Below are 24,429 nucleotides of genomic sequence, written 5' to 3' on the forward strand. Positions count from 1 at the left end.
CAGGTCGGCGGGGGCGCCGCCGTGGGCGGGCGTCCGTCGAGGCAGCGGGCGTCAGGCCGCGGCGGAGAACGCCGTGGCGAGGCGCTCGGCGAGCAGCTCGCGCTGCCAGGGGCGGGCGCCGCCGTCGGCGAGGAACGCGTCGACGGCCGCGGTGGTGGCCGGCAGGGGCGGCGTCCAGCAGAGGCGGCGCAGCAGGTCGGGCTGCAGCAGGTTCTCGACCGGCACGGACCAGTGCGCCGACAGCTCGGCGACGACGTCGCGGGCGGCCACGAGCCGGGCCGCGGCGGCGGGGTCGCGGTCCGCCCAGGCGCGCGGGGGCGGCGGCGCGTCGCTGCGCGGCCCCCGCACCGACGGCAGGGCGGAGTCCGGCAGCGCCAGCGCCTCGTCGACCGCGGCCTGCCACGTCTCCGCCCGGCGGCGGGTGCCCTTGCCGGCGAAGGCGGGCAGCGCGACGAGCTGGGTGACGTCCCGCGGCAGGGCCTGCGCCGCGGCGACGATCGCGGCGTCGGGCAGCACGCGCCCGGGGGAGATGTCCCGGCGGCGCGCCTCGAGGTCGCGCCGCTGCCACAGGGACCGCACGACGGCCAGCCGCCGGGCGTCCCGCAGCGCGTGCATGCCGGACGTCCGGCGCCAGGGGTCGACGCGCGGGGGCGGCGGCGGGGCCGTCCGCACCGCCTCGAACTCCTGCGCCGCCCACTCCGCCTTGCCCTGCTCGGCGAGCCGCTCGGCCAGCACCTCGCGCACCTCGACGAGGACCTCGACGTCGAGGGCCGCGTAGCGCAGCCACTCCAGCGGCAGGGGCCGCGTCGACCAGTCCGCGGCCGAGTGCTCCTTGGCCAGCCCGAGGCCGAGCGTGTCCGCCACGACGGCGGCCAGGCCCACCCGGTCCATGCCGAGCAGGCGCGCGGCCAGCTCCGTGTCGAAGATCCGCGAGGGGCGCATGCCGTTGTCGGCGAGGCTCGGCAGGTCCTGCGAGGCGGCGTGGAACACCCACTCGACGCCGACGAGGGCGTCGGACACGGTGGACAGGTCCGGCAGCGCCATGGCGTCGAGCAGGACCGTGCCCACGCCCTCCCGGCGCAGCTGCACGAGGTACGTCCGCTGCCCGTACCGGTAGCCGGACGCGCGCTCGGCGTCGACCGCCACGGGACCGGTGCCGGCCTCGAGCGCGGCGACGACCTCGGCGAGGCCCTCGGGCGTGCCGACGACGTCCGGGACGCCTCCGGCGGGTTCCGTCAGGGGCACGACCGCCGGCTCGGGGACCGCGTCCTCGCCGGTCGGCGCGTCGGCCGGGGCGGTGGCGGGCGGGTCCTCGTCGGGCAGGGCGGGCACAGCCCAACCCTAGGGGACGGGCGGCGGACGCCCCGGCAGGCGGGCGGAGGAGCCCGACGGGTTCCGGCCGGCTGCCCCGCGGCTGCCCGACGGCTGCCAGGGCGGTGCCCTCCGTGGACTCAGCGCAGGACGCCGGCCCGGAAGGCGATGGCGACCAGCTCGGCGCGGTCGCCCGTGCCCAGCTTGCGCGAGATGCGGGCGAGATGGCTCTTGACCGTGAGGGCCGACAGGCCCAGGTCCTCGCCGATGCGCTTGTTCGAGCGGCCCTCGGCGACGAGCTCGAGGACGCCGACCTCGCGCGAGGTCAGCTCGGCGGCGGCGCGCAGGGAGGTCGGCGCGGTCGTCGCCCGGGTCAGGGTCGAGGAGGTCGTGCCGACCACCGCGCCGCGGATGCCCGCGGACAGCAGCACGGACAGCTCGCGGCGGGCGGCCTGACGGGCCAGGACCAGCACGCGGTGCGCGCCGCGGCGCTGCAGGGTCTGCACGAGCGGGACGGCGTCCCCGTCCGCCACCTCCGGGACCACCAGGCACAGCTGGTGGCCCGGCTGGGCGGCGCGGGGGACGGCCGTGACAGGGGCCCGCAGGGGCGGGCGCCTGGGCGTCACCAGGTCGCGTCGGAGGGGTTCGATGCTCACAGCACTCTCATCGGCAGGGTGCTAGCACCCATGAGGGCGCGGGGACCTGCGTTGTCGCGATGAGCGGGTGAAGCGTTGGTGCCGTGGGGCGGGACATGCTAGGGCGTGCGTGCCGACGGGGTCACGGCCTCGGCGGCGTCAGGTCTCGGTCTCGTCAGGACCGCGGGTGCAGGGCGACGACGCCCTCGGGCAGGGGCTCGAGGCCCGCGACCGTGCGCAGCAGCGTCGTCCAGGCGCGCAGGTGCGGGCCCAGGTCCTCGTCGGAGGCGGTCCAGGACGCGCGGAGCTCGAGCTCCGTCTGCTCCTCGCGCACCTGCAGGGCGCCGAAGCTCTGGGACAGCACGCGCGTCACGGTGCCGCCGGCCGCCCGGGCGTCGAGACCGGCCGAGCCGAGCGCGTCGGCGAACCAGCTCCACGCGACCTCCCCGAACAGGGGGTCGGTGCCCGCCTCGGGCTCGACCTGCGCGCGCACGAGGGTGACGAGCCGGAAGCAGCCGTCCCACGCGTCCTGCCCGGCCGGGTCGTAGAGGACGACGAAGCGCCCGGACGCCAGCTCGTCGGCCGCCACGGACCGCCGGGCGCTGCGCACCTCGGCCGTGAGCGCGGCCGTGAAGGGGGCCAACCGGGCCGGGCCCTGCGCCTCCTCGAGGACGACCTCCGGCGGCACGGCCACCGCGCGCAGCGACCGCAGGGCCCGCACGAACGCGGCGGGGACCTCGTCGGGCGGGGTGGTCACAGCGCGAGCGTAAGGGCCTCGGGCCTCGTCGGTCGGCGGCGCGCCGGGCGCGACCCCGGGGGCGGAAGGACGCGACGGCTAGGCTCCTGGGCCGGTGCGGCACCGCCGGGGGCGGTGCCGCCGGGCGCGGCGGGACCACCGCCGACGGCCCTCGTCGTCGCCCGCCCCGGGCGCAAGGAGGCACGCATGGGCGCCACGGGCGCGAGCGCGGACGGTCGGCCGACGGCCACGTCCCGCACGGGACGGACGGGCCGGCTGCAGCCGGTGATCCTGGGCGCCGACATCGGCGTGTACGCCCTGGCGCGCTCGTTGCACGAGGCGTACGGCGTCCGGTCGGTCGTCGTGGCGGGGGCCGCGCTGGGGCCCGTGGCGCACTCGCGGATCATCGACCACGAGATCGTCGAGGACGGCCACGACCCGCAGCAGCTCGTCGACCGGCTGCTGCAGGTGGCGCGGCAGCACCCCGACGAGCGCCTGCTGCTGCTGGCGAACTCCGACTGGCTCGTGCGCGTCGTCGTGCAGCACCGCGACGAGCTCGAGCCGCACTACGTCGTGCCGTTCCTGTCCGCCGAGCTGCTGGCGCGGATCAGCGACAAGGCGACCTTCGCGGAGATCTGCACCGGGCTCGGCATCGACGTGCCCCGGACGCTCGTGCAGGACTTCGCCGGCGCGGGGGAGCCGGGGTGGGCGCCGGTGCCCGTGCCGCCCGAGATCACCTACCCGCTCATCGCGAAGGCGGCCTCGAGCGCGGACTACCAGGACGTGGAGTTCGCCGGCAAGAAGAAGGTCTTCGAGGTCTCCGACCCGGCCGAGCTGACGTGGTTGTGGGGTGCGCTGCGGGATGCCGGGTTCCGGGGGCGGTTCGTCGTGCAGGAGCTCATCGGCGGCGACGACACGCAGATGCGCTCGGTGACCGCCTACGTGGACACGGCCGGCGCGATCACGCTGCTGTGCTCAGCGCACGTGCTGCTCGAGGAGCACACCCCCTCCGGGCTGGGCAACCCGGCGGCCATGGTGGTGACCCGCCAGGACGAGCTGCTCGCCGGGGCGCGGCGGTTCCTCGAAGCGACGGGGTACCGCGGGTTCGCCAACTTCGACGTCAAGGTCGACCCGCGCGACGGGCGCCTGTGCTTCTTCGAGGTCAACCCGCGCATCGGGCGCAACAACTACTACGTGACCGCGGCGGGGGCGAACCCCACCCGGTTCGTCGTGGAGGACGCCGTCGAGGGGCGGGCCGTCGAGCCCGTCGTCGTCGACCGCGAGGTCCTGTACTCCGTCGTGCCGCACCGGCTGCTGCTGCGCTACGTCCGCGACGCGGTGCTCGCCGCGCGCGTCCGGGGGCTGGTGCGCGCGCGGGCCACCGCGCACCCGCTGTGGTACCCGGCGGACCTGTCGCCGCGGCGCCGTGCCTACGTGCTGCTCGCCCTGGTCAACCAGGTGCGCAAGTTCCGCCGCTGGTACCCGGCGCCCACCGACACGGGGTTCTGACCCGACCCTGCTCCTGCCGCGCGCCCGGCCGTCGGTCGGGCAGGGTGGACGGCATGACGCGACCTCAGCCCCCGGCCGACTTCGCCCCGCCCCGCCTGGCCGACCTGCGCCGGTGGGGCGCGCTCGTCGGGCTGGTCGGGGCGGTGGTGTTCGTGTGGTCGTACGGACCGGGGCTGGCCGGTCCGCTGCCCGTGCTGGCGCGGGTGCTCGTGGTGGTGCTGGTGGTCGCAGCGGTGGTGCTCCTGCTGGTGGTGCCGCGCTGGCTGGGCCGGTTCCACGTGCCCACGCCGCTGGCGATGAGCGTGTACGTGGGGTGCGTGGCGGCCGAGCTCGTGCTCATCCGGCTCGGCTCGGCGTGGCTCGACGGGCGCGGCGACGCCTCCGCGCGGCCGGCGCTCATCGCCGCCGTCGTCGGGCTGCACTTCCTGCCGTTCGCCTGGGCCTTCCGGGAACGGATGTTCACGGTGCTCGGAGCCGCCCTGGTGCTGCTCGGCGGGGGTGGCCTCGTCGCGGAGCTGTCGGGGGTCGGGCATGCGGCTGCCCTCGCAGCGGTGGCGTCCGGGCTCGTGATGGCGGCCCTCGTCGCCGCCTACGCCGCCGGCGCCTTCGCGTCCCCGCGCCCGGTCTCCTCCGACGCCACCTCCGGCGCCACCTCGAGCGGCACGCCGTAGGCTCCCGGCATGGCTCCCCGCCGCACGCCCCTCGACGAGCTGCGCGAGACGGTGGGCCGCCTCGGCGAGAGGCTGCCGCGGTCCGGGGTGCCGCGGGTCGACGGCCTCGTGTTCGGCCGGCCCGGGCCGGCCCGGCCGCTGGAGGTCGTCCAGGCCGAGCTCGACGCGCTCGTCGGGCTGGCGTCGGTGAAGGAGCAGGTGCGCGCCCTCGTCGCCCTGCTGCAGGTGCAGGCGCGCCGCAAGGAGCACGGCCTGCCCGAGGTGGCGACCTCCCAGCACCTGGTGTTCCTCGGCAACCCCGGCACGGGCAAGACCACCGTCGCCCGGCTGCTGGCCGAGATGTACCGGGCGGTCGGCCTGCTGCAGCGCGGCCACCTGGTCGAGGTGGACCGGGCCGCGCTCGTCGGGCAGTTCGTCGGGGCGACGGCCATCAAGACCGACGCCGTCATCCGGCGCGCGCTGGACGGCGTGCTCTTCATCGACGAGGCGTACGCGCTGTCGCCCGAGGGCGACGGCCGGGCCGACTTCGGGCCCGAGGCCATCGAGGTGCTCCTCAAGCGCATGGAGGACCACCGCCACCGGCTGGTCGTCATCGTGGCCGGCTATCCGCGGCTCATGGAGGCCTTCCTGCTGTCCAACCCGGGGCTGCGGTCCCGTTTCGCACGCGAGATCGTCTTCCCCGACTACTCGACGGACGAGCTCCTGGCGATCTTCGGGGCCGTGCTCGACCGGAACGCGTACGTCCTGGAGCCCGGCGCCCTGGACACGCTCCGCGGGATCCTCGCCGGCCTGCACCACGGCGAGGAGTCCGGCAACGCGCGCTTCGTCCGGACGCTCTTCGAGCAGGCGCTCAACCGCCAGGCGCTGCGGCTGACGGCTGCCGCCGGTGCGGGTGGCGTCGAGGCGCTCGACCGGTCGGAGGTCACGACGCTCACCACCGACGACCTCGTCGGCGCCGCCCGTGCACTCGGGGAGGAGCCCGGCAGCGCCGGCGGCCGCACCGACGTCGTGCTGGAGCCCTTCCGCTGGTGGCGCCGGCAGGGCTGACGACGAGCGCCGCCGCCGCGGCGCCGGCCGGCGCGGCGCCGGCCGGCGCGGCGCGGCTGCGCGCGCGGAGGCGGCCGTGGTCGACGGCGTGCGGCCGTCGGGTGCTGGACGTGGGGGCGACGCGCTGACCCGCGCCCGGTCTCAGGACGAGGTGCGGACGGCGTAGCGCAGCGCGACGACGTCGGTGGTGAAGCGGCGCTCGTCGAGGAGGGCGAGGTCCACGCGGACCCCGCGGGGCAGGGCCGGCTTGCCGCCGCCGACCACCACCGGACTCACGAGCAGCACGACCTCGTCGACGAGGCCGTGCCGGAAGGCCTCGACCGCGACCGTCGCCCCGCCGATGCTGAGGTCCTCCACGGACGACTGCTTCAGCCGGCGCACCTCGTCGGGGTCGAAGGCCCGGACCAGCCGGGTGCGGGCGGTGGTGACCGTCTCCAACGTCGTGGAGTAGACGACCTTGTCGCCCGCGCGCCAGATGTCGGCGTAGTCCCGGACGACCGCGGGCTCGTCGGCGAGCCAGTCGTCGTCCTCCCAGACGCGCATCGTCTCGTACATGCGCCGCCCGTACAGCGACGTGCCGATGCCCCGCTCGTGCTCGTTCCAGAACGCGTGCACGTCCTCGTCGGGCTCGGACCAGTCGAAGGCACCGGTCTCGTCCTCGAGGAACCCGTCCAGCGAGACGTTCGCTGCGTAGACCAGCCTGCCCATGCGCACCTCCGGGACGTCGGCCCCTCAGCGTGCCGCCGGCGACGACGTCCGGGCAAGGTCTTCCCTCCGCGCCCCGGGGCCCCTGGTGCGGCGGCACCCCGTCCCGCGGTCGCCGCCGACGGAGCACACTGCCTCCATGACGTCCCCGTCGTCGTCGGAGCAGGACCTCCTGCGGCCCATGGTCGCGGAGGACGTGGACGACGTGCTCGACGTCCAGGAGCCGGGCGCCGTCCGGGGGCTCGCGGACGTGTTCCCGCAGGACCTGTACCCCTTCCCGCGGGACCACATCGGGCGGCGCTGGCGGCAGGACCTGCTCGCGCCCGACGTCGACTGCCTCGTGGTCGTCCTCGAGGAGCGGGTCGTCGGCTTCGCGGCCCTGCGCCACGACGAGCTCCTGCACCTCGGCATCGCCGTCGAGCACTGGGGGACGGGCCTCGCGCAGCGCGCGCACGACGCCGTGCTCGCCCGGCTGCGCGACCGTGGCGTGACGCGCGCGTGGCTCACCGTGTACACCGGCAACCGCCGGGCCCGGCGGTTCTACGAGCGGCTCGGCTGGTCCCCGACGGGTGCGACCACGCACGGGCCCACACCGCCGTTCGCGGAGCTCCTCCGGTACGAGCGCGCCCTCGACGCGTGACCGCCGCGACCGGCGGTGCGGACCGGCGTCAGCCCAGCTCGCTCGTCCCGGCGTAGAGGTGCAGGACGGGGACCTCGAGGACGTCCCGGGCCCGGGAGGCCCAGTCGCGGTGGAACGTGTCCTCGAGCGCGTGCGGGTAGGTCACCACCGCCACCTCGCGCACGCCGCCGTCGGCCACCGCGGCGCGCAGCGCGGGTAGCGGGTCGTCCTCGACGACCGCGCCGCTGACGGGGACGCCCGCGACCTCGAAGCGGGCGACGGTCTCGTCGAGCTTCTCCTGGGCGGAACGACGGGCCGCGGCCTCCGACGGGGTGCGGCCGCGCACGGCGTCGAGCGCCTCGCGCAGCTCGCCGAGGCTCAGCGCGTCGACGAGCGAGACGAGGACGTTGCGCTCGGTGTCCGCCGGCACCAGCACCCGGTACGCGAGCGGCTCGGTGTGCAGGGCGACGAGGTGCGCGACGTCGGCGGCGGTGAGCGCGTCCTCGGCGAGGACGACGACCGTCTCGGTCGGAGCGGTGGCGCCCGCGGCGGGCAGGACGTCGGGGCTGGTGGTGGCGGCGGGCTCGGTCACCCCTCGACCCTACCGAGGGCGTAGCGGGCCAGCAGCACGCCGTCGGCGTGCAGCAGGTGCACCAGCCGCCCCGGCACGACGGGGTCCAGGAACGGCACACCCGCGAGCATCCGCGGCGCGTCCCCCCCGACGAGCTGCGGGCTCAGCGTCAGCGACAGCTCGTCGACGAGCCCGAGCGTGACCATCCGCGCCAGCAGGCTCGGACCGCCCTCGAGGGCGATCCGCGGCAGGCCCGCCGCCGCCAGCGCGGCCACCGCGCCGCGCAGGTCGACGTCGTCGTCGCCGTGCACGAGCAGGCGTTCCGCGCCGACCTCCGTCCGCAGCGCGTCGAGGCGTGGGCAGCCGGCGTGGGTGACGACGTAGGGCCGCGCGTCCCCGGCCAGCAGGGCGTCGGACAGCTGCCCGGACCGGGTGACCACCGCCAGCGGGAGCCCCGGCGCGAACCCGTCCGCCCCCCGCGCGGCGACGAGAGCCTCCGGCAGGTCGAGCGCGCCCGGGTACCCCTCGTCGCGTGCCGTGCCGACCCCGACGAGCACGACGTCGCTCAGCGCCCGGAGCGTCGTGAACACCCGGTGGTCCGCGGCGTCGTTGATGGAGCCGGTGCGCCCGTCCGGGCCGGCGGCCGCCCCGTCGAGGGTGCCGATCATGACCGCCCGCACCCACGGGCCCTCCGGATGCGCCCCGGTGCCGGGGCCGGGCGGCCGGGTCCACAGCGCGCGCAGCGCCGCCTCGGTGGGGTCGGGCCCCAGGCGCGTGCCGGCCAGGTCGGCGGGGAGCAGCACGTCGAGGGCGGGGGGCTCGCTCACGTGCGTGAGCGTAGGCCGGGTGCCGCCGTTAGGCTCCCCGCCGTGACCGCCCGCCTCGTCGACCGCCGTCCCGCCGTGCCGCCGGACCGGCTGCTGGCGGAGATGGTCCCGCCGCGGCACTTCGTCGGGGAGTCCTTCGACACCTACCGGCCCGACCCGGCGTACGCATCCCAGGCGGCGGCCCTCGACCGGCTGCGGACGCTGGCCGACCAGGTCCGCGCCGGCGGCTCCGGCGGCGGGCGGTCCTGGTTCCGGCGGTCCCAGCCGGAACCCGTCGCGGTGTACCTCGACGGCGGCTTCGGCGTCGGCAAGACGCACCTGCTCACGTCGCTCGCGCACGCGGTCGGGGTCGACGTCACCGCCTACGGCACCTTCGTCGAGTACACGAACCTCGTCGGTGCCCTGGGGTTCGCGGCGACCGTGGAGACCCTGGCCCGGCGGCGGCTCGTCTGCATCGACGAGTTCGAGCTCGACGACCCCGGCGACACGGTGCTCATGTCGCGGCTCCTGCGGGAGCTCGCCGACCGCGGCGTCGCGCTGGCGGCGACGTCCAACACGCTGCCGGAGTCGCTGGGGGAGGGGCGCTTCGCGGCGGAGGACTTCCTGCGGGAGATCCAGGCGCTGGCCGCCCGCTTCGAGGTCCTGCGCATCGACGGGCAGGACTACCGGCAGCGGCGCACCGTGACGCAGGCACCGGAGGTGGCCCCCGAGGTCGTCGCGCGGGTCACCGCCGCCCGCGCGGACGCGACGTGCGACGACTTCGCCGATTTGCTCGCGCACCTCGCGCAGGTGCACCCGTCCCGGTACGGCGCCCTGCTGGACGGCGTCGGGCTCGTCGGGCTGACCGGGGTCGCGCCGGTGGAGCGGCAGGACGTGGCGCTGCGCCTCGTCGTGCTCGTCGATCGGCTCTACGACCGCGACGTCCCCGTGGTCCTGGCCGGCCGGGGGACGTCCGAGCTGTTCAGCGCGGAGATGCTGCGCGGCGGCTACCGCAAGAAGTACTACCGGGCGCTGTCCCGCCTCGGCGCCCTCGCCGGCGACGGCGCGGCGCTCGTCGCCGGCCCGGGCCCGACGCCCTGACGCCTCAGGGGTTGAGGTAGCTCACGTGCCCGTCCTTCACGGACCCGGGCCCGGGCTCCGGCTCCACCTCGACGGGCGTGTCCTGGTGCAGGTTCGGCTCCCGCTCCGGCGGGTCGGCGAGGCCGTCCGTCGCGGACGCGTGCTGCGGCGGGCGGGAGTCGCTGGTGTCCTCGCTCACGGGGACCTCCTCGGGTCTCGGGTCGGACCGGACCACGCCGTGCGGCCCGCCCCCACGCTAGGACGCCCCCGCCGAGGCCGCACCGTGGCAGGTGCAGGCCTGACGAGGGCGTCCTCAGGAGTCCGCGCTTCCGCGCTCAGGCGAGCACGGCCACGGACGACGGGCCCAGGCGCACGGTGCCGTCCTCGGCCACGGACGCCTGGCCGAACGACGCCTGCACCGACAGCGAGCCGGTGCCGGCGAGCGGCACGTCGACCGCCGCGTCCCCCAGGTTCACGGCCACCCGGGCGATGCCGCGGTGCAGCACCAGCCAGCCCCGGAAGGGCCCGCCGGCCGCGTCCTGGGCGCCCTCGTCGTCGCCGCCCCAGCGCAGGTCGGTCGCCGACCTGTCGCCGGAGCCGAGGTCGTCGACCTCGCGGCGCAGCTGCGTGAGCCGGCGGTACCAGGCGAGCAGCGCCGCGTGCGCGGGCTCCGTCGTCTCGTCCCAGGTCAGCTTGCTCGCCTCGAGCGTCGACGGGTCCTGCGGGTCCGGCACCTCGACGTCACCGCCGTAGATCTCCGCCCAGCCGTGCTCGCCGAACTCCGAGCGCCGGCCCTTGCGGATGGCCTCCGCCAGCTCAGGTTCCGGGTGGTCCGTGAAGAACTGGAACCGGCCGCGGGTGCCCCACTCCTCGCCCTGGAAGAGCATCGGCGTGAAGGGGGAGAGCAGGACGAGGGCCGCCTCGGCGGCCAGCTGCCCGTCCGTGAGCCGCTCGGCGGGGCGGTCGCCGATCGCGCGGTTGCCGACCTGGTCGTGGTCGGAGGCGAACACGACGAACCGGTGGCCGTCCACCTCGGCCGGGACCGGCGCACCCCAGACCTCGCCGCGGAACGTCGACATCTCGCCGTCGTGCACGAAGACGCCGGTCATGGCCTTGCGCAGCGTCGCCGGCGCCCCGAAGTCGACGTAGTACCCGTGCCGCTCGCCCGTGAACAGGGCGTGCAGCGCGTGGTGCACGTCGTCGGCCCACTGCGCCGTCATGCCCCAGCCGCCCTCCGCGGTCGGGGTGACGCTCACCGGGTCGTTGAGGTCGACCTCGGCGATGAGCGACAGCGGCCGCCGCAGCTCCGCCCCCAGCGCGGCGGTCTCGTCGGACAGCTCCGCCAGCACGTGCCGGTCCGAGGTGTCGACGAGCGCGTGCACCGCGTCGAGGCGCAGCGCGTCGACGTGGAAGTCCCGGAACCAGCGGCCCGCGCTGTCCAGGATCCAGCGGCGCACCTCCTCGGAGCCCTCGGTGTCGAGGTTGATCGCCGCGCCCCACGGGGTGTGGTGCGCGTCGGTGAAGTACGGCCCGAACTCGCCCAGGTAGTTGCCCGACGGGCCCAGGTGGTTGTGCACCACGTCCAGGCAGACGGCCAGACCGGCGCCGTGCGCGGCGTCGACGAAGGCCTGCAGCCCGGCCGGGCCGCCGTACGCCTCGTGCACCGCGTACAGGGAGACCCCGTCGTAGCCCCACCCGTGCGCGCCGTTGAAGGCCGCGACGGGCATGAGCTCGACGACGTCGACGCCCAGGTCGACGAGGTGCTCCAGCCGCTCGGCCGCCGCGGCGAAGGTGCCCTGCGGCGTGAACGTGCCCACGTGCAGCTCGTAGACGACGCGTCCGCGCACGTCCCGGCCGAGCCACGCCCCGTCGTCCCACACGTGGCGCGAGGGGTCGAAGACGCGGCTGGGGCCGTGCACGCCCTCCGGCTGCCACGCCGAGCGCGGGTCCGGGCGGGGGTCGCCGCCGTCGAGCGAGAACGCGTAGTCCGTGCCGTGCGGCAGCGGGCCGTCGGCCTCCCACCAGCCGCCGTCGCGGGCGTGCATGGGCCCCGCGGGGTGACCGGGGCCGGCCGGCAGCACGAGGTCCACCCGCTGCGCCGCCGGCGCCCAGACGCGGGGCACGAACCCCGCCGTGTGCGGCGTCACCGTGGTCACGAGGCCTCCCGGACGAGCAGGGCCACCGGCAGCCGGTCCAGCAGCGGGGCGACGGGGACGACACCGCCGGTGACGGGCCGACCGGTGAGCACGTCCACCCAGTCCCCCTCCGGCAGCGCCACGGTGTGCTCGCCCCAGCCGCCGAGGCGGTCGACGGCGTGGGCGAGCCGCGTGGCCACGACGGCGACGCGCGGCTGCCCGTCGACCGTCCGGGCGTAGGTCAGCGTGTTGCCCGACGAGTGGGCCAGCGGCACGAAGCCCGCCCCGGGGCCGGTGAAGGCCTCGGACAGGTCGCGTCGCAGGCGCAGCGCCCGGCACGTGACGAGCAGCTTCTCGTCGGCGAGGTCCTTCGGACCGGCGCCCTCGTCGAGCCGCTCGAGGCGTGCGGCCAGCGCGTCGACGTCCACGGCGCGACGGTTGTCCGGGTCGACGAGCGCGATCGTCGGGACCTCCGTGCCCTGGTAGACGTCGGCGACGCCCGGCAGCGTGAGCTGCACGAGCTTGACCCCGAGCGTCGCGGCGCGCACGGCCGTGGCCGTCCGGGCGACCCACGCGTCCATCAGCTCGACGACGGCCGGGTCGACGACCGCGCGCTCGGCGAGCGAGAGCACCGCACCCTCGTAGGCCTCGTCCGGCGCGGTCCACGTCGTGCGGCTCTTGGCCTCGCGGATCGCCTTCGTCAGGTAGTCCGTCAGCCGGTCGGTGGCCAGCGGCCCCTCGGGCGTCCACGTGCCCGCCAGCGTCTGCCACAGCAGGTACTCCGTGCGGCCGTCGACGAGCGCCGACCGGTAGGAGGCCGTGGCGGTGCGCAGGTGCTCGACGAGCACCCACCACTCGGCGGGCAGCTCGGACAGGACGCCCATGCGCGAGCGCGTGTCCTCGCTGCGCTTCGTGTCGTGCGTCGACAGGGTCGTCATCGCCAGCGGGTGCAGCGCCTGCGCGGTCGACGCCCAGGACAGCAGCTCCGTCGGCGTGAACGCGAACCGCTCGGGCTCGCCCCCCACCTCGCAGAGCGCGACGAGGTGCGTCCAGCGGTAGAACGCCGTGTCCTCCACGCCCTTGGCCGTGACGGCGCCGCAGGTCTGCTGGAACCGCACGATGAGCTCGTCGCGGCGGGCGTCGCGCGTGCGGCCCGCGGACCCGACCTCGCGGCCCAGCAGCAGGTCGACGACGACGTCCATCGTCGCCTCGCGGTCGGCGGACAGCCGGCGCCGCGCGATGGCCGCCGCGGTCTCCATGACCTCGACCGACTCGCGGTGCGGCGTCTCGCCCGGGACCACGTAGGCGCGGTACCGGTCGAAGGCCACGAGCAGCTCGACGAGGCAGTCCTCCAGCGCGCGCCACGTGTGGTCGCGCAACCGGAGGTCGTCGGCGCAGATCGCGGCGGCCAGGGAGGTGAGGCGGTGCACCTCGGCGAACAGCGAGCCGTCGATGATCTCCCGCTTGGCCTCCTCCACCAGCGCGGGCAGCGCGTCGGAGGTGTCGCCGGTGATCCGGTGCAGCTGCGAGCCCAGGGGGGCTGCGCCGCCCGGGTCCACGAAGGTCTGCTGGATGCGCCACAGCGCGTCGTAGCCCGTGGTGCCGACGGTCTCCCAGTCGGCGGGCAGCTCCTCCTCGCCCGCCAGGATCTTCTCCACCGACACCCAGGCGCCGCCGCTGGCCTCCCGCAGCCGCGCGAGGTACCCCGTGGGGTCCGCGAGGCCGTCCGGGTGGTCGATGCGCAGGCCGTCGAGCGTCCCGTCCTCGAGGAGGTCCAGGACGAGGCGGTGGGTGGCGTCGAAGACGTCGGGGTCCTCGACCCGGATGGCGACGAGCGTGCCGACGTCGAAGAACCGCCGGTAGTTGAGCTCCTCGTCCGCCACCTTCCAGTACGCGAGCCGGTAGTGCTGGGACTCGAGCAGCTGCGCGAGGGGCAGCGCCTCCGTCCCGGCCCGGACCGGGAAGACGTGGTCGTGGTAGCGCAGCACGGGCTGCTCGCCCTCGCCGGGGACGTCCTCCGTGCCGAGCACGAGCTCACCGCGGGCCAGCACGGCGCCGATCCGGTCGCCCAGCACGGGCATGAGGACCGCCCCGTCACCGGCGGACCAGTCCACGTCGAACCAGTGCGAGAACGGCGACTCCGAGCCGTGCCGCAGCACGGACCAGAGCTGGCGGTTGTGCCACGCGGGGGTGGGCACGGCCATGTGGTTCGGGACGATGTCGAGGATCATCGACAGCCCGGCGCCGTGGGCGGCCTCGGACAGCCGGCGCAGCCCGTCGGCGCCGCCGAGCACGGGCGAGACCTCGTCGTGGTCGACGACGTCGTACCCGTGCGTCGAGCCCGGGGCCGCGGTGAGGATCGGCGAGAGGTACAGGTGCGTCACGCCGAGCGTGGCGTAGTACCCGACGCGGGCCGCGACGTCGTCGAACGTCAGGTCCGCGCCGAGCTGCAGGCGGTACGTGGAGACCGGCACCGGGCGGCCCGGCGCCACGAGGCGCCGGGCCGGGGTGGAGCGCTCGTCGCTCACGCCTGGGCGGCCTTCTTGCGGCGGCTGCGCGCGGGCTTGGTCGCCTGTGCCGCCTCCGTGGCCTGCTCGGCCACGGCCCCGATGCCTGACGCGGACGGCAGCTGGACCGTCGGCGGACGGGTCATGAGCACGAGCGAGCGACCCGTGAGCGACACGGTGTTGCCGGCGTCGACGCCCTGGCCCTGCTCGAGGTTGCTGTCCGTGTCCTCCAGGACGGTCCACCGCTCGCCGTACTCCGCGGGGGGGAGCGTGAACTCGACCTCGTCGGGGTTGGCGTTGAACAGCAGCAGGAAGCTGTCGTCCGTGATCTCCTGGCCGCGCCCGTCGGGCTCGGCGATCGCCTCCCCGTTGAGGAACACGGTCACCGACCGCGCGAGACCCTCGCTCCAGTCCTCGTCGGACATGTGCTCGCCGCTCGGCTTGAGCCAGGCGATGTCCTTCAGCTCGGACTCGCCCCCGTGCTCGGGCGCACCCGCGAAGAACCGGCGGCGGCGCAGCACGGGGTGCTTGCGCCGCAGCGCGACGATCCGCTGCGTGAACTCCAGCAGGTCGGTGTTGCCCGCGTCGAGGTCCCAGTCGACCCAGGAGATCTTGTCGTCCTGGCAGTAGACGTTGTTGTTCCCGTTCTGCGTGCGGCCGAGCTCGTCGCCGTGGGCGATCATCGGCACGCCCTGGGAGAGCAGCAGCGTGGCCAGGAAGTTCTTCCGCTGGCGGCCGCGCAGCGCGAGGATCCCGGGGTCGTCCGTCGGGCCCTCGGCGCCGCAGTTCCAGGAGCGGTTGTGGCTCTCGCCGTCGTTGTTGTCCTCGCCGTTGGCCTCGTTGTGCTTCTCGTTGTAGGAGACGAGGTCGTTCAGCGTGAAGCCGTCGTGCGCGATGACGAAGTTGACGCTCGCGATCGGCCGGCGGCCCGTGTGCTCGTACAGGTCGGACGAGCCCGACAGGCGCGAGGCGAACTCCCCGAGCGTCGAGGGCTCGCCGCGCCAGAAGTCGCGCATGGAGTCGCGGTACTTGCCGTTCCACTCCGACCACAGGGGCGGGAACCCGCCGACCTGGTAGCCGCCGTCGCCGAGGTCCCACGGCTCAGCGATGAGCTTCACCTGCGAGATCGCGGGGTCCTGCTGGACGATGTCGAAGAACGCCGACAGGCGGTCGACCTCGTGGAACTGGCGGGCCAGCGTCGCGGCCAGGTCGAAGCGGAACCCGTCCACGTGCATGTCGTTCACCCAGTACCGCAGCGAGTCCATGATGAGCTGCAGGACGTGCGGGGACCGCATGAGCAGCGAGTTGCCCGTGCCGGTCGTGTCGAAGTAGTGCGAGCGGTCCTCGTCGACGAGGCGGTAGTAGCTCGCGTTGTCGATGCCGCGCATGCTCAGCGTCGGGCCCATGTGGTTGCCCTCGGCGGTGTGGTTGTAGACGACGTCGAGGATGACCTCGATGTCCGCCTCGTGCAGGGCCTTGACCATGCTCTTGAACTCCTGCACCTGCTGGCCCTCGTGCCCGTAGGCGGCGTAGGCGTTGTGCGGCGCGAAGAACCCGATGGTGTTGTAGCCCCAGTAGTTCGACAGACCCTTCTCCTGCAGGTGGGGGTCGTTGACGAACTGGTGCACGGGCATGAGCTCGATGGCGGTGACGCCGAGGTTGCTCAGGTGCTCGATGATCGCGGGGTGCGCGAGGCCGGCGTACGTGCCGCGCAGCTCCTCCGGCACGGCGGGGTGCAGCTTCGTCAGGCCCTTGACGTGCGCCTCGTAGATGACCGACTCGTGGTACTCGTGCTGCGGCGGGCGGTCGTGGCCCCAGTCGAAGTAGGGGTTCACGACGACGGACATCATCGTGTGGCCGGCCGAGTCGTCGGTGTTGCGCTCCTCAGGGTTCCCGAACTGGTACGAGTACAGCGACGGGTCTCCGTCGATCTGGCCGCTGACCGCCTTGGCGTAGGGGTCGAGCAGGAGCTTCGTCGGGTCGCAGCGGTGCCCCTGCGCCGGGTCGTACGGGCCGTGGACGCGGAAGCCGTAGCGCTGACCGGGCTGCACGGAGGGCAGGAACCCGTGCCAGACGAAGCCGTCGACCTCCCGCAGGTCGACGCGCTCCTCGGTGCCGTCCGCGTGCAGGAGGCACAGCTCCACGCGCTCGGCGACGCTGGAGAAGAGGGCGAAGTTGGTGCCGCTGCCGTCGAAGGTGGCACCCAGCGGGTAGGGACGTCCGGGCCAGATCTGCATGCGGACACCTTGCCAGCGCGGGACCCAACCGGCGCGGGGAGCAGGGCACCACCGGCGGTGATGCACGACTCACCGGCGGACGACGTCCGTGCAAGCGCTTACCGAGGTCAGGCGGATGAGAACGGAGCCGCGCCCGGGCGACGGCTCCGCCCGTCAGTCGAGCGTGCGGGCGCAGGCGCGGCGGACGACCTCGTCGTCGCCCGCGCCCTCGGCGCGCCACCGGTGCTGCTCGGCGCTGCCCGTGCCGCGCGCCAGCAGGTCGGCCAGCCCGTCCTCGACGACCGCGAGGTCACCCGTCGCGCGCAGCGCAGGCCGCACGTGGTCCAGCAGACGCTCGAGGACCTCGGCCGCGGGTCGGGGGACCCCGCGCACGGGGCAGACGAGGTCGCCGGTCAGGCCGGCGTGGGCGGACTGCCAGGCGGCGGCCCGCAGGACCTCGGTCCGCACGGGCGGCGCGGCGGCCCGCCCGTCGTCGGCCACGGCGGTGTCCGCGAGGCCGCGGACCAGCGCCCCGAGCAGCGCGGCGTCCCGCGCGTCGAGGCAGACGTCGGCGACGCGCACCTCGACGGTGGGGTAGCGCGCCGAGAGCCGCGCGTCGAAGTAGAGCATCCCGGGGTCGAGGATCGTCCGGGTGGCGAGCAGCGCCTCGGTCACCTCGCGGTAGCCGGCGGCGTCGCCGAAGGCGCCCGTCGGGCCGGCGGTCGGCCAGCGGCCCCACACCTGCGAGCGGAACGAGGCGTACCCGGTGTCGCGGCCGCCGAACCACGGGCTGTTCGCGGACAACGCCAGCAGCACCGCGTTCCAGGGTCGCAGGTGGTCCAGGACGCGCACGCCCTCCTCGTCGTCGGCCACCCGCACGTGCACGTGGCAGCCGCACGTGAGCTGGTCCGCGGCGGTCTGCCCGAAGCGCGCCTCGATCTCCAGCGAGCGCGGCTCGGGCACGACGGTGGCGTGCACCTCCTGCGGCGCCGTGCCGAGGGCGACGACGTGGGCGCCCGCGCGCTGCGCGGCCGTCTCCGCCCGCAGCCGCCCCGCCCGGAGCTGCTCCAGCAGCTCACCGACCTCGGCGCACGGCGGCGTGGAGGTCTCGATCTGCTCCTGGGTGAACTCCTTCTCCAGGTCCCCGCCCGGGCCGGGGGAGTGCTCGGCACGCCCCTGCTCGGCCTCCCGGGCGTGCTCGAGGGCCAGGACCGCGCCGGCGACCGCCGTCGGTCGCCCGCCCGGCGTCACCAGCAGGTACTCCTCCTCGACGCCCATGGTCCGCACGCGGGGCAGTCTGCCGCCGGGGACGCCCTGGGCGCGAGCGGTGCGCGGTGCCCGCGCCCCGGCCGACCGGGTCAGCCGAGCGCGACGAGCTGCGTGACGTCGTCGTCGGGCAGGACGTCGACGACGGTGGTGACCGCGAGCTCCCCGAGGAGGGCCACCCCGTGGTGGACGGAGAGGAAGGCCGTGTCGGAGGCGTCGCGGCCGGTCGCGATCCGCACGAGGGTGCTCCGCGGCGCCAGCGTGGTGGCGTCGACGACGTGCCAGGCGCCGTCCACGAAGGCCTCGGCGACGGCGTGGAAGTCCATGGGGTCGAGCCCCGGCGCGTAGACGGCGACCAGCCGCGCCGGCACGTCGAGGGCGCGCAGCAGCGCGACGACGAGGTGCGCGTAGTCGCGGCACACGCCCTGGCGGGCCAGCAGCGTGCGCACCGCGCCGTCCGTCGGCAGGCTCGCGCCGGGGACGTACGCGAGCTGCGTCCCGACCCAGGAGCTCACCGCCGCCAGGAGGTCGGCGCCCGACAGCCCGCCGAAGTGCGCGCGGGCGGTCGGGCCCAGCGTGTCCGACTCGCAGTAGCGGCTGGGGCGCAGGTAGCGCAGGAGGTCCGCCCGCTCGACCGGGGCCGGCTCGGCGCGCCCCGTCACGCGGGCGGTGTAGTCGAGGCGCAGCTGCCCGACGGGCGCGTCCAGGACGTGCCACCGCGTGCCGTGCTCGACGACGAGCTCCTGCGGCTCGACGGGGTGCCCGTCCACGGTCAGGTCCCACGTCTCGTCGACCGTCAGCCCGGCACCGCGCGCGACGGCCAGCTCGAGGACGAGCGTGGCGGGCCGCTGCACGTCGAGGGTCAGGTGGGCGGTCACGTCGCGCTGCATGCGACCAGTCTCGTCGTCGCGGGCTGGGGCGGCCGGGCGGCGGGGTGTGACGTGCGTCAGAGCACGCGGGCCAGGAAGTCGCGCGTGCGCTGCTCGGTCGGGTCGACGAGCACCCGTTCCGGCGACCCGTGCTCGACGACGACGCCGTCGGCCATGAAGACCGCCTGGTCGGCGACCTCCCGGGCGAACCCCGTCTCGTGGGTGACGACGACCATCGTCATGCCGCTGGCCGCGAGGTCGCGCATGACGCCCAGCACCTCGCCGACGAGCTCGGGGTCCAGGGCGGACGTCGGCTCGTCGAACAGCATGAGCTCGGGGTCCATCGCCAGGGCGCGCGCGATCGCGACGCGCTGCTGCTGGCCCCCGGAGAGCTGGGCGGGGTAGTGGTCGGTGCGGTCGGACAGGCCGACGCGGCCCAGCAGCTCCAGCGCCCGCTCGCGCGCCTGCGCCTTCGGCCTGCCGAGCACCTGCACCTGCGCCTCGACGACGTTGCCCGCCGCGGTCATGTGCGGGAACAGGTTGAAGCGCTGGAAGACCATGCCGATGCGCGAGCGCTGCCGGGCGACGACCTTCGGGTGCAGCCGGAACAGGGTCGGCGTCCCGCGCCGCACGCCCTCGCGGTAGCCCATGAGCTCGCCGTCGACGCGGATGGCGCCGGCCTGGATCTCCTCGAGCTGGTTGATGCAGCGCAGCGCGGTGGACTTGCCCGAGCCCGACGGGCCGAGCACGACCGTGACCGTGCCGCGCGGCACCTCGAGGTCGATGCCGCGCAGCACGTGGGCGTGCCCGTACCACTTGTGCACGCCGGTCATGCGCACCATGGGCACGTCCGTGCCGGTGCCCGTACCCGTGGCCGTGCCCACGCCGGTCCCCGTGCTCACACGCCACCTCCGGCCGGGCGGCCCATGTCGTCGTTCGGCCCGGGCTCCGGCGTGGTGCCCGCGGCGTTGATGGCGCCCTGCCGCCCCCGTGCCGGGCGGTGGCTGTCGAACCCGCGGCCGTAGTACCGCTCGATCCGGGACTGCCCGACCATGAGCACGCTCGTGATCGCGAGGTACCAGATCGCGGCCACCAGCAGCAGCGGCACGGGCTGGAACGTGCGGTTGGCGATGGCGTTGGTCGCGAAGTTCAGGTCGAGGGTGAACGGCACGGCCAGGACCAGCGAGGTCGTCTTCAGCATGGAGATCGTCTCGTTGCCCGTGGGCGGCACGATGACGCGCATGGCCTGCGGCAGGACGATCCGGCGCAGGATCCGGCCCTCCTTCATGCCCAGGGCGCGCGCGGCCTCCGACTGGCCCGGGTCGACGCTCTGGAGGCCCGCGCGCACGATCTCCGCGAGGTACGCGGCCTCGTTGAGGGCCAGGCCGAGCAGCGCCGCCCGGGAGGCCGTCACCAGGTCCTGCGTGTCGAAGGAGACGAAGGACGGGCCGAACGGCACCCCGAGCGAGATCTGCCGGTACAGCACCGACAGCAGCCCCCAGAACACGAGCTGGGTGTAGATGGGGGTGCCGCGGAAGACCCAGATGTACGTCCAGGACACCCCGCGCATCACGGGGTTCTCCGAGCGGCGCATGATGGCGAGCAGCACCGCCAGCACCACGGCGATCGCCATCGACCCGACCGTCAGCCACAGGGTCCACCCGACGCCGCGCAGGACGTTGGGGTGGAACAGGTACTCGGCGACCGTCGGCCAGGCGAAGGCCGGGTTGGTCACCAGGCCGTGGACCACCATGGCGGCGAGCACCGCCACGACGGCCGCGGACACCCACCGGCCCGGGCGCCGGACCGGTACCGCGCGGATGCGCTCCGGCTCGGCCGACGCCCCGGCCGACGCCCCGGCCGACGCCCTGCCGGGCGCCCCGGGGGCGCCGGCGGGTGCCCGCGCGCCGTCGACCGCCATCGTCAGTCGACCGCGGGGTTCAGCTCGGCCGTCTCGACCGCGCCCGCGTCGTTGCCCCACGCGGCGAGGATCTCGCCGTAGGTGCCGTCGTCGATGAGCGACTGCAGCGCCGCCTGCACGGCCTCGGTCAGCTCCGCGTCGTCCTTGGCGACGACGACGCCCTGCGGGGCGGAGGCGAACACGTCGCCGAGCTGCTCGAGCTGGCCGCCGGTCTGCTCCACGGCGTAGGCGATGATCGGGGAGTCGGCCCACATGACGTCCGCACGGCCGCCGACCAGGGCCGTCGTCACGTCGCTCTGCGCCTCGAACCGCAGCGGCTCGACGGGGTTCCCGGCCGCCTCGCACTCGGGGATGAGGGTCGCCTCCATCTCCTCGTCCTCGACGGTGCCCGTCTGCACGCCGACGACGAGCCCGCACAGGTTATCCGGGTCCACCCCGTCGGGGTTGCCCGCCGGCACGGCGTACGCCTCGCCCGCCTCGAAGTAGCTGATCATGTTGACCTGCTCGAGGCGCTCGGCGGTGATGGTGAACGACGACATGCCCACGTCGTAGCGCGAGCCGATCGCCGGGATGATGCCGGTGAAGTCGGCGGGCTGGACGTCCGCCTCGAGGCCGAGCCGGGCGGCGACGGCGGTGATGAGGTCCACGTCGTAGCCGACGACCGTCGTGCCGTCCTCGTCGATGTACTCGGCCGGCGCGTAGGAGGCGTCCGTGCCGACGACGAGCGTGCCGGCCTCGGCGACGTCCGCGGGCAGCAGGGCCGCCAGCTCCTCGTCGGCCTCCACGCCCGAGACGTCGAGGCCCGTCGACGAGCCCGCGCCGGCGCCCGTGCCGGAGCCGGCGCTCCCGGACGCGGCCGGCTCGGCGGCCTCCTCACCGCTGCACCCGGCCAGGAGCAGCGAGGCCGCGAGGGCGGAGGCGAGGACGAGGGGAGCGGAGCGCACAGGTTCCTCCAGGGTCCGGCGGGGCACCGGGCGGTGGGGCCGGACCCGCGGCGGACCGGGGCCCGACGCGGTCGGGTCAGGGGCGTCGCCGGGCCCGGCCGACGCCGGAGGGGCACGCTAACGACCGGATGTTACGCGGGGGTGTCCCGGCCCGGGTGCGCGTCCCGTGGGCGCGGACGAGAGTGGTGTCACGCCGCCCGGTGCGGGCGCGCGCCCCACCCCGGAGGACCCATGCCGCCCATGAACCCCCTCGACCCGCGCGACGACGGGCAGCACCACGCCGACGGCCCGGCTGACGACCGCCCGGCGGAGGGCACGGCGGAGGGCACGGGGGAGGGCACGCCCGCCGGCGCCGAGGACGCGCGCGACGACGAGCGCCCCCTCGTCCGGCTCGCGGCCGCCCCCGGTCCCCGCGGCGTCGCGGTGGTCACGGGCGGCTCCGCCGGTCTCGGCCGTGCCATCGTGCGCCGCCTGGCCGACGAGGGGTGGGACGTGGCGGTCCTCGCCCGCGGCCGGGCAGGCCTGGCGGGTGCGGTGGAGGACGTGGCGGCCCGTGGCCGGCGCGCGCTGGCCGTGCCCACCGACGTGGCGGACCACGCCGCCGTGGACCGCGCCGCCGACGAGGTCGAGACCGTGCTCGGGCCCATCGGGCTGTGGGTCAACAACGCGATGACGGGCGTCTTCGGCACGTTCCTCGAGGTGGAGCCCGAGGACTACGAGCGCGCCACCGCGGTGACCTACCTCGGCTTCGTCAACGGCACGCGGGCCGCGCTGCGGCGGATGGTGCCGCGCGACGAGGGCGTCGTCGTGCAGGTCGGCAGCTCCTTGGCGTACCGGGGCATCCCCGCCCAGTCGGCCTACTGCGGCGCCAAGCACGCGATGGTCGGCATGACGGAGTCCGTCGTCGCGGAGCTGCTGGGCCAGGGCAGCCGGGTGCGCGTGTGCATGGTGCACATGCCGGCGCTCAACACCCCGCAGTTCTCGTGGCTGAAGAACCTGCTGCCGCAGCACGCCCAGCCCGTGCCGCCGATCTACCAGCCCGAGGTCGGGGCGGCCGCCGTGGCGCACGTCGCCCGGCACCCGCGCCGCTCCACCTGGGTCGGGGTGAGCACGGTCGGCACGATCCTCGGCAACCGCGTGGCCGCGCCGCTGCTCGACCGGTACCTCGCGCGGACCGGCATCTCGGGCCAGCAGGTCGACCTCCCGCCCACGGACCTCGGCCCGAACCTGTACGAGCCCGTGGGCGGTGACCTCGGCGCGCACGGGGAGTTCGACGACCGTGCCGCCACCAGCAGCCCCCAGCTGTGGGCCACGCAGCACCGGGGCGTGCTCGCAGGAGCCGGTGCCGCTGTCGCCGGGGCGGGTGCGCTCGCGCTCGCGCTCGCACGGCGGTGACGTCGCGCGGACGTCCGCCGGGGGGAGGCCTCACAGGGCCGCCCCCCGTCCTGTGCGGACCACGTGACTCGCCCGTCACCTGCGGCGTCGTCCGCCCGAAACACGGACTCCCTACCCTGGCGCCGTCCCGGGCCGCGATAGTGGTCCCGTCGGACCGGGCCGAGGAGGGGGAGGTCGCATGACGACGTTGCTCGGGCTGGAGCTCGCCGGCCGTCGCGTGCTCGTGGTGGGCGGCGGCCCCGTCGCCGCGCGCCGGGCCGAGGCGCTGCTCGCCGACGGCGCCGAGGTCCTCGTCGTCGCCCCGGAGCTGTGCGAGGCGCTGGCGCAGGTCGTGCGTGCCGGCCGCGTGACCTGGCGCGCCGAACGGGTGCGGCCGGAGCACCTCGACGACGCGTGGCTGGTGCACACCGCGACGGGCGTGCCCGCGGTCGACGAGGCGGTCGTCGCCTGGGCCGCCGAGCGCCGCACGTTCTGCGTCGACGCCGGGGGCGGCGACCGGCCGGCCGCCGGCACGGCCCGCACGCCCGCCACGGCACGCCGCGACGGCCTGCTCGTCGGCGTCGTCTCCACGGGCGGCGCCGACCCGCGGCGCTCCGTGGCCGTCCGCGACGCGCTGCTCGGGCACCTCGACACGGGCGCGGTGGACCTGCGCCGCCGCCGCGGCCCGCGCCCCGGGCAGGGCCGCGTCGTCCTCGTCGGCGGCGGGCCGGGGGATCCCGGCCTGCTGACCCGGGCCGGCCGTCGCGCGCTGGCGGAGGCGGACGTCGTCGTCACCGACCGGCTGGGCCCGGTCGCCGTGCTCGACGAGCTGCCGCCGGGCGTGGAGGTCGTCGACGTCGGCAAGCGGCCGGGGCACCACCCGGTGCCGCAGGCGGAGATCGGCCGGCTGCTCGTCGACCGCGCGCTCGCGGGCCACGTCGTCGTGCGGCTCAAGGGCGGCGACCCGTTCGTGTTCGGCCGCGGTGGCGAGGAAGTCGTGGCCTGCCGCGAGGCGGGCGTCCCGGTCGAGGTCGTCGCCGGTGTCAGCAGCGCGCTGGCCGCGCCGACCGCGGCGGGCATCCCGCTGACCCACCGGGGCACGGTCGGCGCGTTCCTGGTGATGAACGGCCACGACGGGTGGTCGGAGGCCGCGCTGACCGGGCTGCGCGAGGAGACGTGCACCGTCGTCGTGCTCATGGGCGTCGCGGTGCTGCCCGAGCTCGTGGCGGGGGCCCTGGCCGTGGGCGTGGCGCCGGACCTGCCCGTCGCCGTCGTCGAGAACGCCACCCTGCCGGGGCAGCGGGTGACGCGCTCGCGGCTCGACGCGGTCGTGGCGGCGGCGCAGGACGGGCGCGTGCACGCGCCGGCCGTCCTCGTCCTCGGGCGGGTCGCCGCGGACGGGCTCCTCGACGGGACCGTCGCCGCAGCCGGCGTCACGATCGCCTCGTGAGCGCCGTGACCACCGGGACCGCGAGCACGGATTCGGTCGCCCCGGCCCAGGGCGGCC

General features: G+C 75.6%; 22 protein-coding genes. 7 read left to right on the forward strand and 15 right to left on the reverse strand.

What is annotated here, in order from left to right:
- Nucleotides 1–51: 51 nt before the first annotated feature.
- From BM048_RS03250 to BM048_RS03260, 3 genes are all read right to left on the reverse strand, one after another.
- Complete coding sequence (locus BM048_RS03250; RefSeq protein ID WP_203708948.1) at nt 52–1,323, reverse strand: HRDC domain-containing protein; 1,272 nt, start codon at nt 1,321–1,323, stop codon at nt 52–54.
- Nucleotides 1,324–1,451: 128 nt separating this feature from the next.
- Nucleotides 1,452–1,967 (reverse strand): helix-turn-helix transcriptional regulator, encoded by a 516-nt coding sequence (locus BM048_RS03255; RefSeq protein WP_244890632.1) that lies wholly within the window; start codon nt 1,965–1,967, stop codon nt 1,452–1,454.
- Nucleotides 1,968–2,121: 154 nt separating this feature from the next.
- Nucleotides 2,122–2,703, reverse strand: a complete 582-nt coding sequence (locus BM048_RS03260) for a DUF3000 domain-containing protein (protein WP_090030794.1) — start codon at nt 2,701–2,703, stop codon at nt 2,122–2,124.
- Between the two features lie 186 nt (nt 2,704–2,889).
- Between BM048_RS03260 and BM048_RS03265 the strand changes: the two genes are divergently transcribed.
- Genes BM048_RS03265 through BM048_RS03275 form a run of 3 tightly spaced genes read left to right on the forward strand, consistent with a single transcriptional unit; the run spans nt 2,890 to nt 5,909 of the window.
- Nucleotides 2,890–4,191 carry a carboxylate--amine ligase gene (locus BM048_RS03265; RefSeq protein ID WP_239078948.1) on the forward strand — a complete coding sequence of 434 codons (1,302 nt, stop codon included), beginning with the start codon at nt 2,890–2,892 and terminating at the stop codon, nt 4,189–4,191.
- Nucleotides 4,192–4,244: 53 nt separating this feature from the next.
- On the forward strand, nt 4,245–4,862 hold the full coding sequence (locus tag BM048_RS03270) for a hypothetical protein (RefSeq protein ID WP_090030796.1): 618 nt from the start codon (nt 4,245–4,247) through the stop codon (nt 4,860–4,862).
- A 9-nt stretch (nt 4,863–4,871) separates the two neighbouring features.
- Entirely contained in the window at nt 4,872–5,909 is a 1,038-nt protein-coding gene (locus BM048_RS03275) for an AAA family ATPase (protein WP_090030798.1), read from the forward strand.
- A 141-nt stretch (nt 5,910–6,050) separates the two neighbouring features.
- On the opposite strand, the gene BM048_RS03280 is transcribed toward BM048_RS03275, so the two are convergent.
- Nucleotides 6,051–6,617, reverse strand: a complete 567-nt coding sequence (locus BM048_RS03280) for a dihydrofolate reductase family protein (RefSeq protein WP_090030966.1) — start codon at nt 6,615–6,617, stop codon at nt 6,051–6,053.
- A gap of 136 nt (nt 6,618–6,753) precedes the next feature.
- On the opposite strand from BM048_RS03280, the gene BM048_RS03285 reads away from it, so the two are divergent.
- Nucleotides 6,754–7,254, forward strand: coding sequence for a GNAT family N-acetyltransferase (locus BM048_RS03285; RefSeq protein ID WP_239078949.1), 501 nt, complete (start codon nt 6,754–6,756; stop codon nt 7,252–7,254).
- Nucleotides 7,255–7,282: 28 nt separating this feature from the next.
- On the opposite strand, the gene BM048_RS03290 is transcribed toward BM048_RS03285, so the two are convergent.
- Nucleotides 7,283–7,825, reverse strand: a complete 543-nt coding sequence (locus tag BM048_RS03290; protein WP_308439535.1) for a hypothetical protein — start codon at nt 7,823–7,825, stop codon at nt 7,283–7,285.
- Nucleotides 7,822–8,631 carry a dihydrofolate reductase family protein gene (locus BM048_RS03295; RefSeq protein WP_090030969.1) on the reverse strand — a complete coding sequence of 270 codons (810 nt, stop codon included), beginning with the start codon at nt 8,629–8,631 and terminating at the stop codon, nt 7,822–7,824. The genes BM048_RS03290 and BM048_RS03295 overlap by 4 nt, the downstream gene beginning before the upstream one ends.
- 102 nt (nt 8,632–8,733) lie before the next feature.
- Here BM048_RS03295 and zapE point away from each other — a divergent pair, with 102 nt between their 5' ends.
- Nucleotides 8,734–9,711 carry a cell division protein ZapE gene (gene zapE, locus BM048_RS03300; RefSeq protein WP_090030970.1) on the forward strand — a complete coding sequence of 326 codons (978 nt, stop codon included), beginning with the start codon at nt 8,734–8,736 and terminating at the stop codon, nt 9,709–9,711.
- Nucleotides 9,712–9,715: 4 nt separating this feature from the next.
- Here the strand turns inward: zapE and BM048_RS18035 are convergent, their stop codons facing one another.
- The 9 genes from BM048_RS18035 to BM048_RS03340 all read right to left on the reverse strand — a co-directional run bounded on the left by BM048_RS18035 (nt 9,716) and on the right by BM048_RS03340 (nt 21,548).
- The gene (locus BM048_RS18035; protein WP_175499236.1) at nt 9,716–9,889 is read right to left on the reverse strand and encodes a hypothetical protein; all 174 of its coding nucleotides are present in this window, start codon (nt 9,887–9,889) and stop codon (nt 9,716–9,718) included.
- A 136-nt stretch (nt 9,890–10,025) separates the two neighbouring features.
- A complete protein-coding gene (treZ, locus tag BM048_RS03305) occupies nt 10,026–11,846 on the reverse strand; it encodes a malto-oligosyltrehalose trehalohydrolase (protein WP_239078950.1) in 1,821 nt (606 codons plus the stop codon).
- Entirely contained in the window at nt 11,843–14,353 is a 2,511-nt protein-coding gene (gene treY, locus BM048_RS03310) for a malto-oligosyltrehalose synthase (RefSeq protein WP_090030800.1), read from the reverse strand. Before treY ends, treZ begins: the two co-directional genes overlap by 4 nt.
- Nucleotides 14,350–16,569, reverse strand: coding sequence for a glycogen debranching protein GlgX (gene glgX, locus BM048_RS03315; protein WP_090030801.1), 2,220 nt, complete (start codon nt 16,567–16,569; stop codon nt 14,350–14,352). The genes treY and glgX overlap by 4 nt, the downstream gene beginning before the upstream one ends.
- Nucleotides 16,570–16,722: 153 nt before the next feature.
- Complete coding sequence (locus tag BM048_RS03320; protein WP_090030803.1) at nt 16,723–17,826, reverse strand: carboxylate-amine ligase; 1,104 nt, start codon at nt 17,824–17,826, stop codon at nt 16,723–16,725.
- An 80-nt stretch (nt 17,827–17,906) separates the two neighbouring features.
- Entirely contained in the window at nt 17,907–18,704 is a 798-nt protein-coding gene (locus BM048_RS03325; RefSeq protein ID WP_090030805.1) for a transglutaminase-like domain-containing protein, read from the reverse strand.
- Between the two features lie 56 nt (nt 18,705–18,760).
- On the reverse strand, nt 18,761–19,525 hold the full coding sequence (locus BM048_RS03330) for an amino acid ABC transporter ATP-binding protein (RefSeq protein WP_090030972.1): 765 nt from the start codon (nt 19,523–19,525) through the stop codon (nt 18,761–18,763).
- 56 nt (nt 19,526–19,581) lie between these two features.
- Nucleotides 19,582–20,604 carry an amino acid ABC transporter permease gene (locus BM048_RS03335; RefSeq protein ID WP_090030807.1) on the reverse strand — a complete coding sequence of 341 codons (1,023 nt, stop codon included), beginning with the start codon at nt 20,602–20,604 and terminating at the stop codon, nt 19,582–19,584.
- A 2-nt stretch (nt 20,605–20,606) separates the two neighbouring features.
- Entirely contained in the window at nt 20,607–21,548 is a 942-nt protein-coding gene (locus BM048_RS03340; RefSeq protein ID WP_090030809.1) for an ABC transporter substrate-binding protein, read from the reverse strand.
- Nucleotides 21,549–21,788: 240 nt separating this feature from the next.
- Between BM048_RS03340 and BM048_RS03345 the strand changes: the two genes are divergently transcribed.
- Complete coding sequence (locus tag BM048_RS03345; protein WP_090030811.1) at nt 21,789–22,943, forward strand: SDR family oxidoreductase; 1,155 nt, start codon at nt 21,789–21,791, stop codon at nt 22,941–22,943.
- A 178-nt stretch (nt 22,944–23,121) separates the two neighbouring features.
- Complete coding sequence (gene cobA / locus BM048_RS03350) at nt 23,122–24,372, forward strand: uroporphyrinogen-III C-methyltransferase (RefSeq protein ID WP_090030813.1); 1,251 nt, start codon at nt 23,122–23,124, stop codon at nt 24,370–24,372.
- Nucleotides 24,373–24,429: the final 57 nt, after the last annotated feature.

It is taken from the genome of Cellulomonas marina, assembly GCF_900111925.1.
GTDB classification, from domain to species: domain Bacteria; phylum Actinomycetota; class Actinomycetes; order Actinomycetales; family Cellulomonadaceae; genus Cellulomonas; species Cellulomonas marina.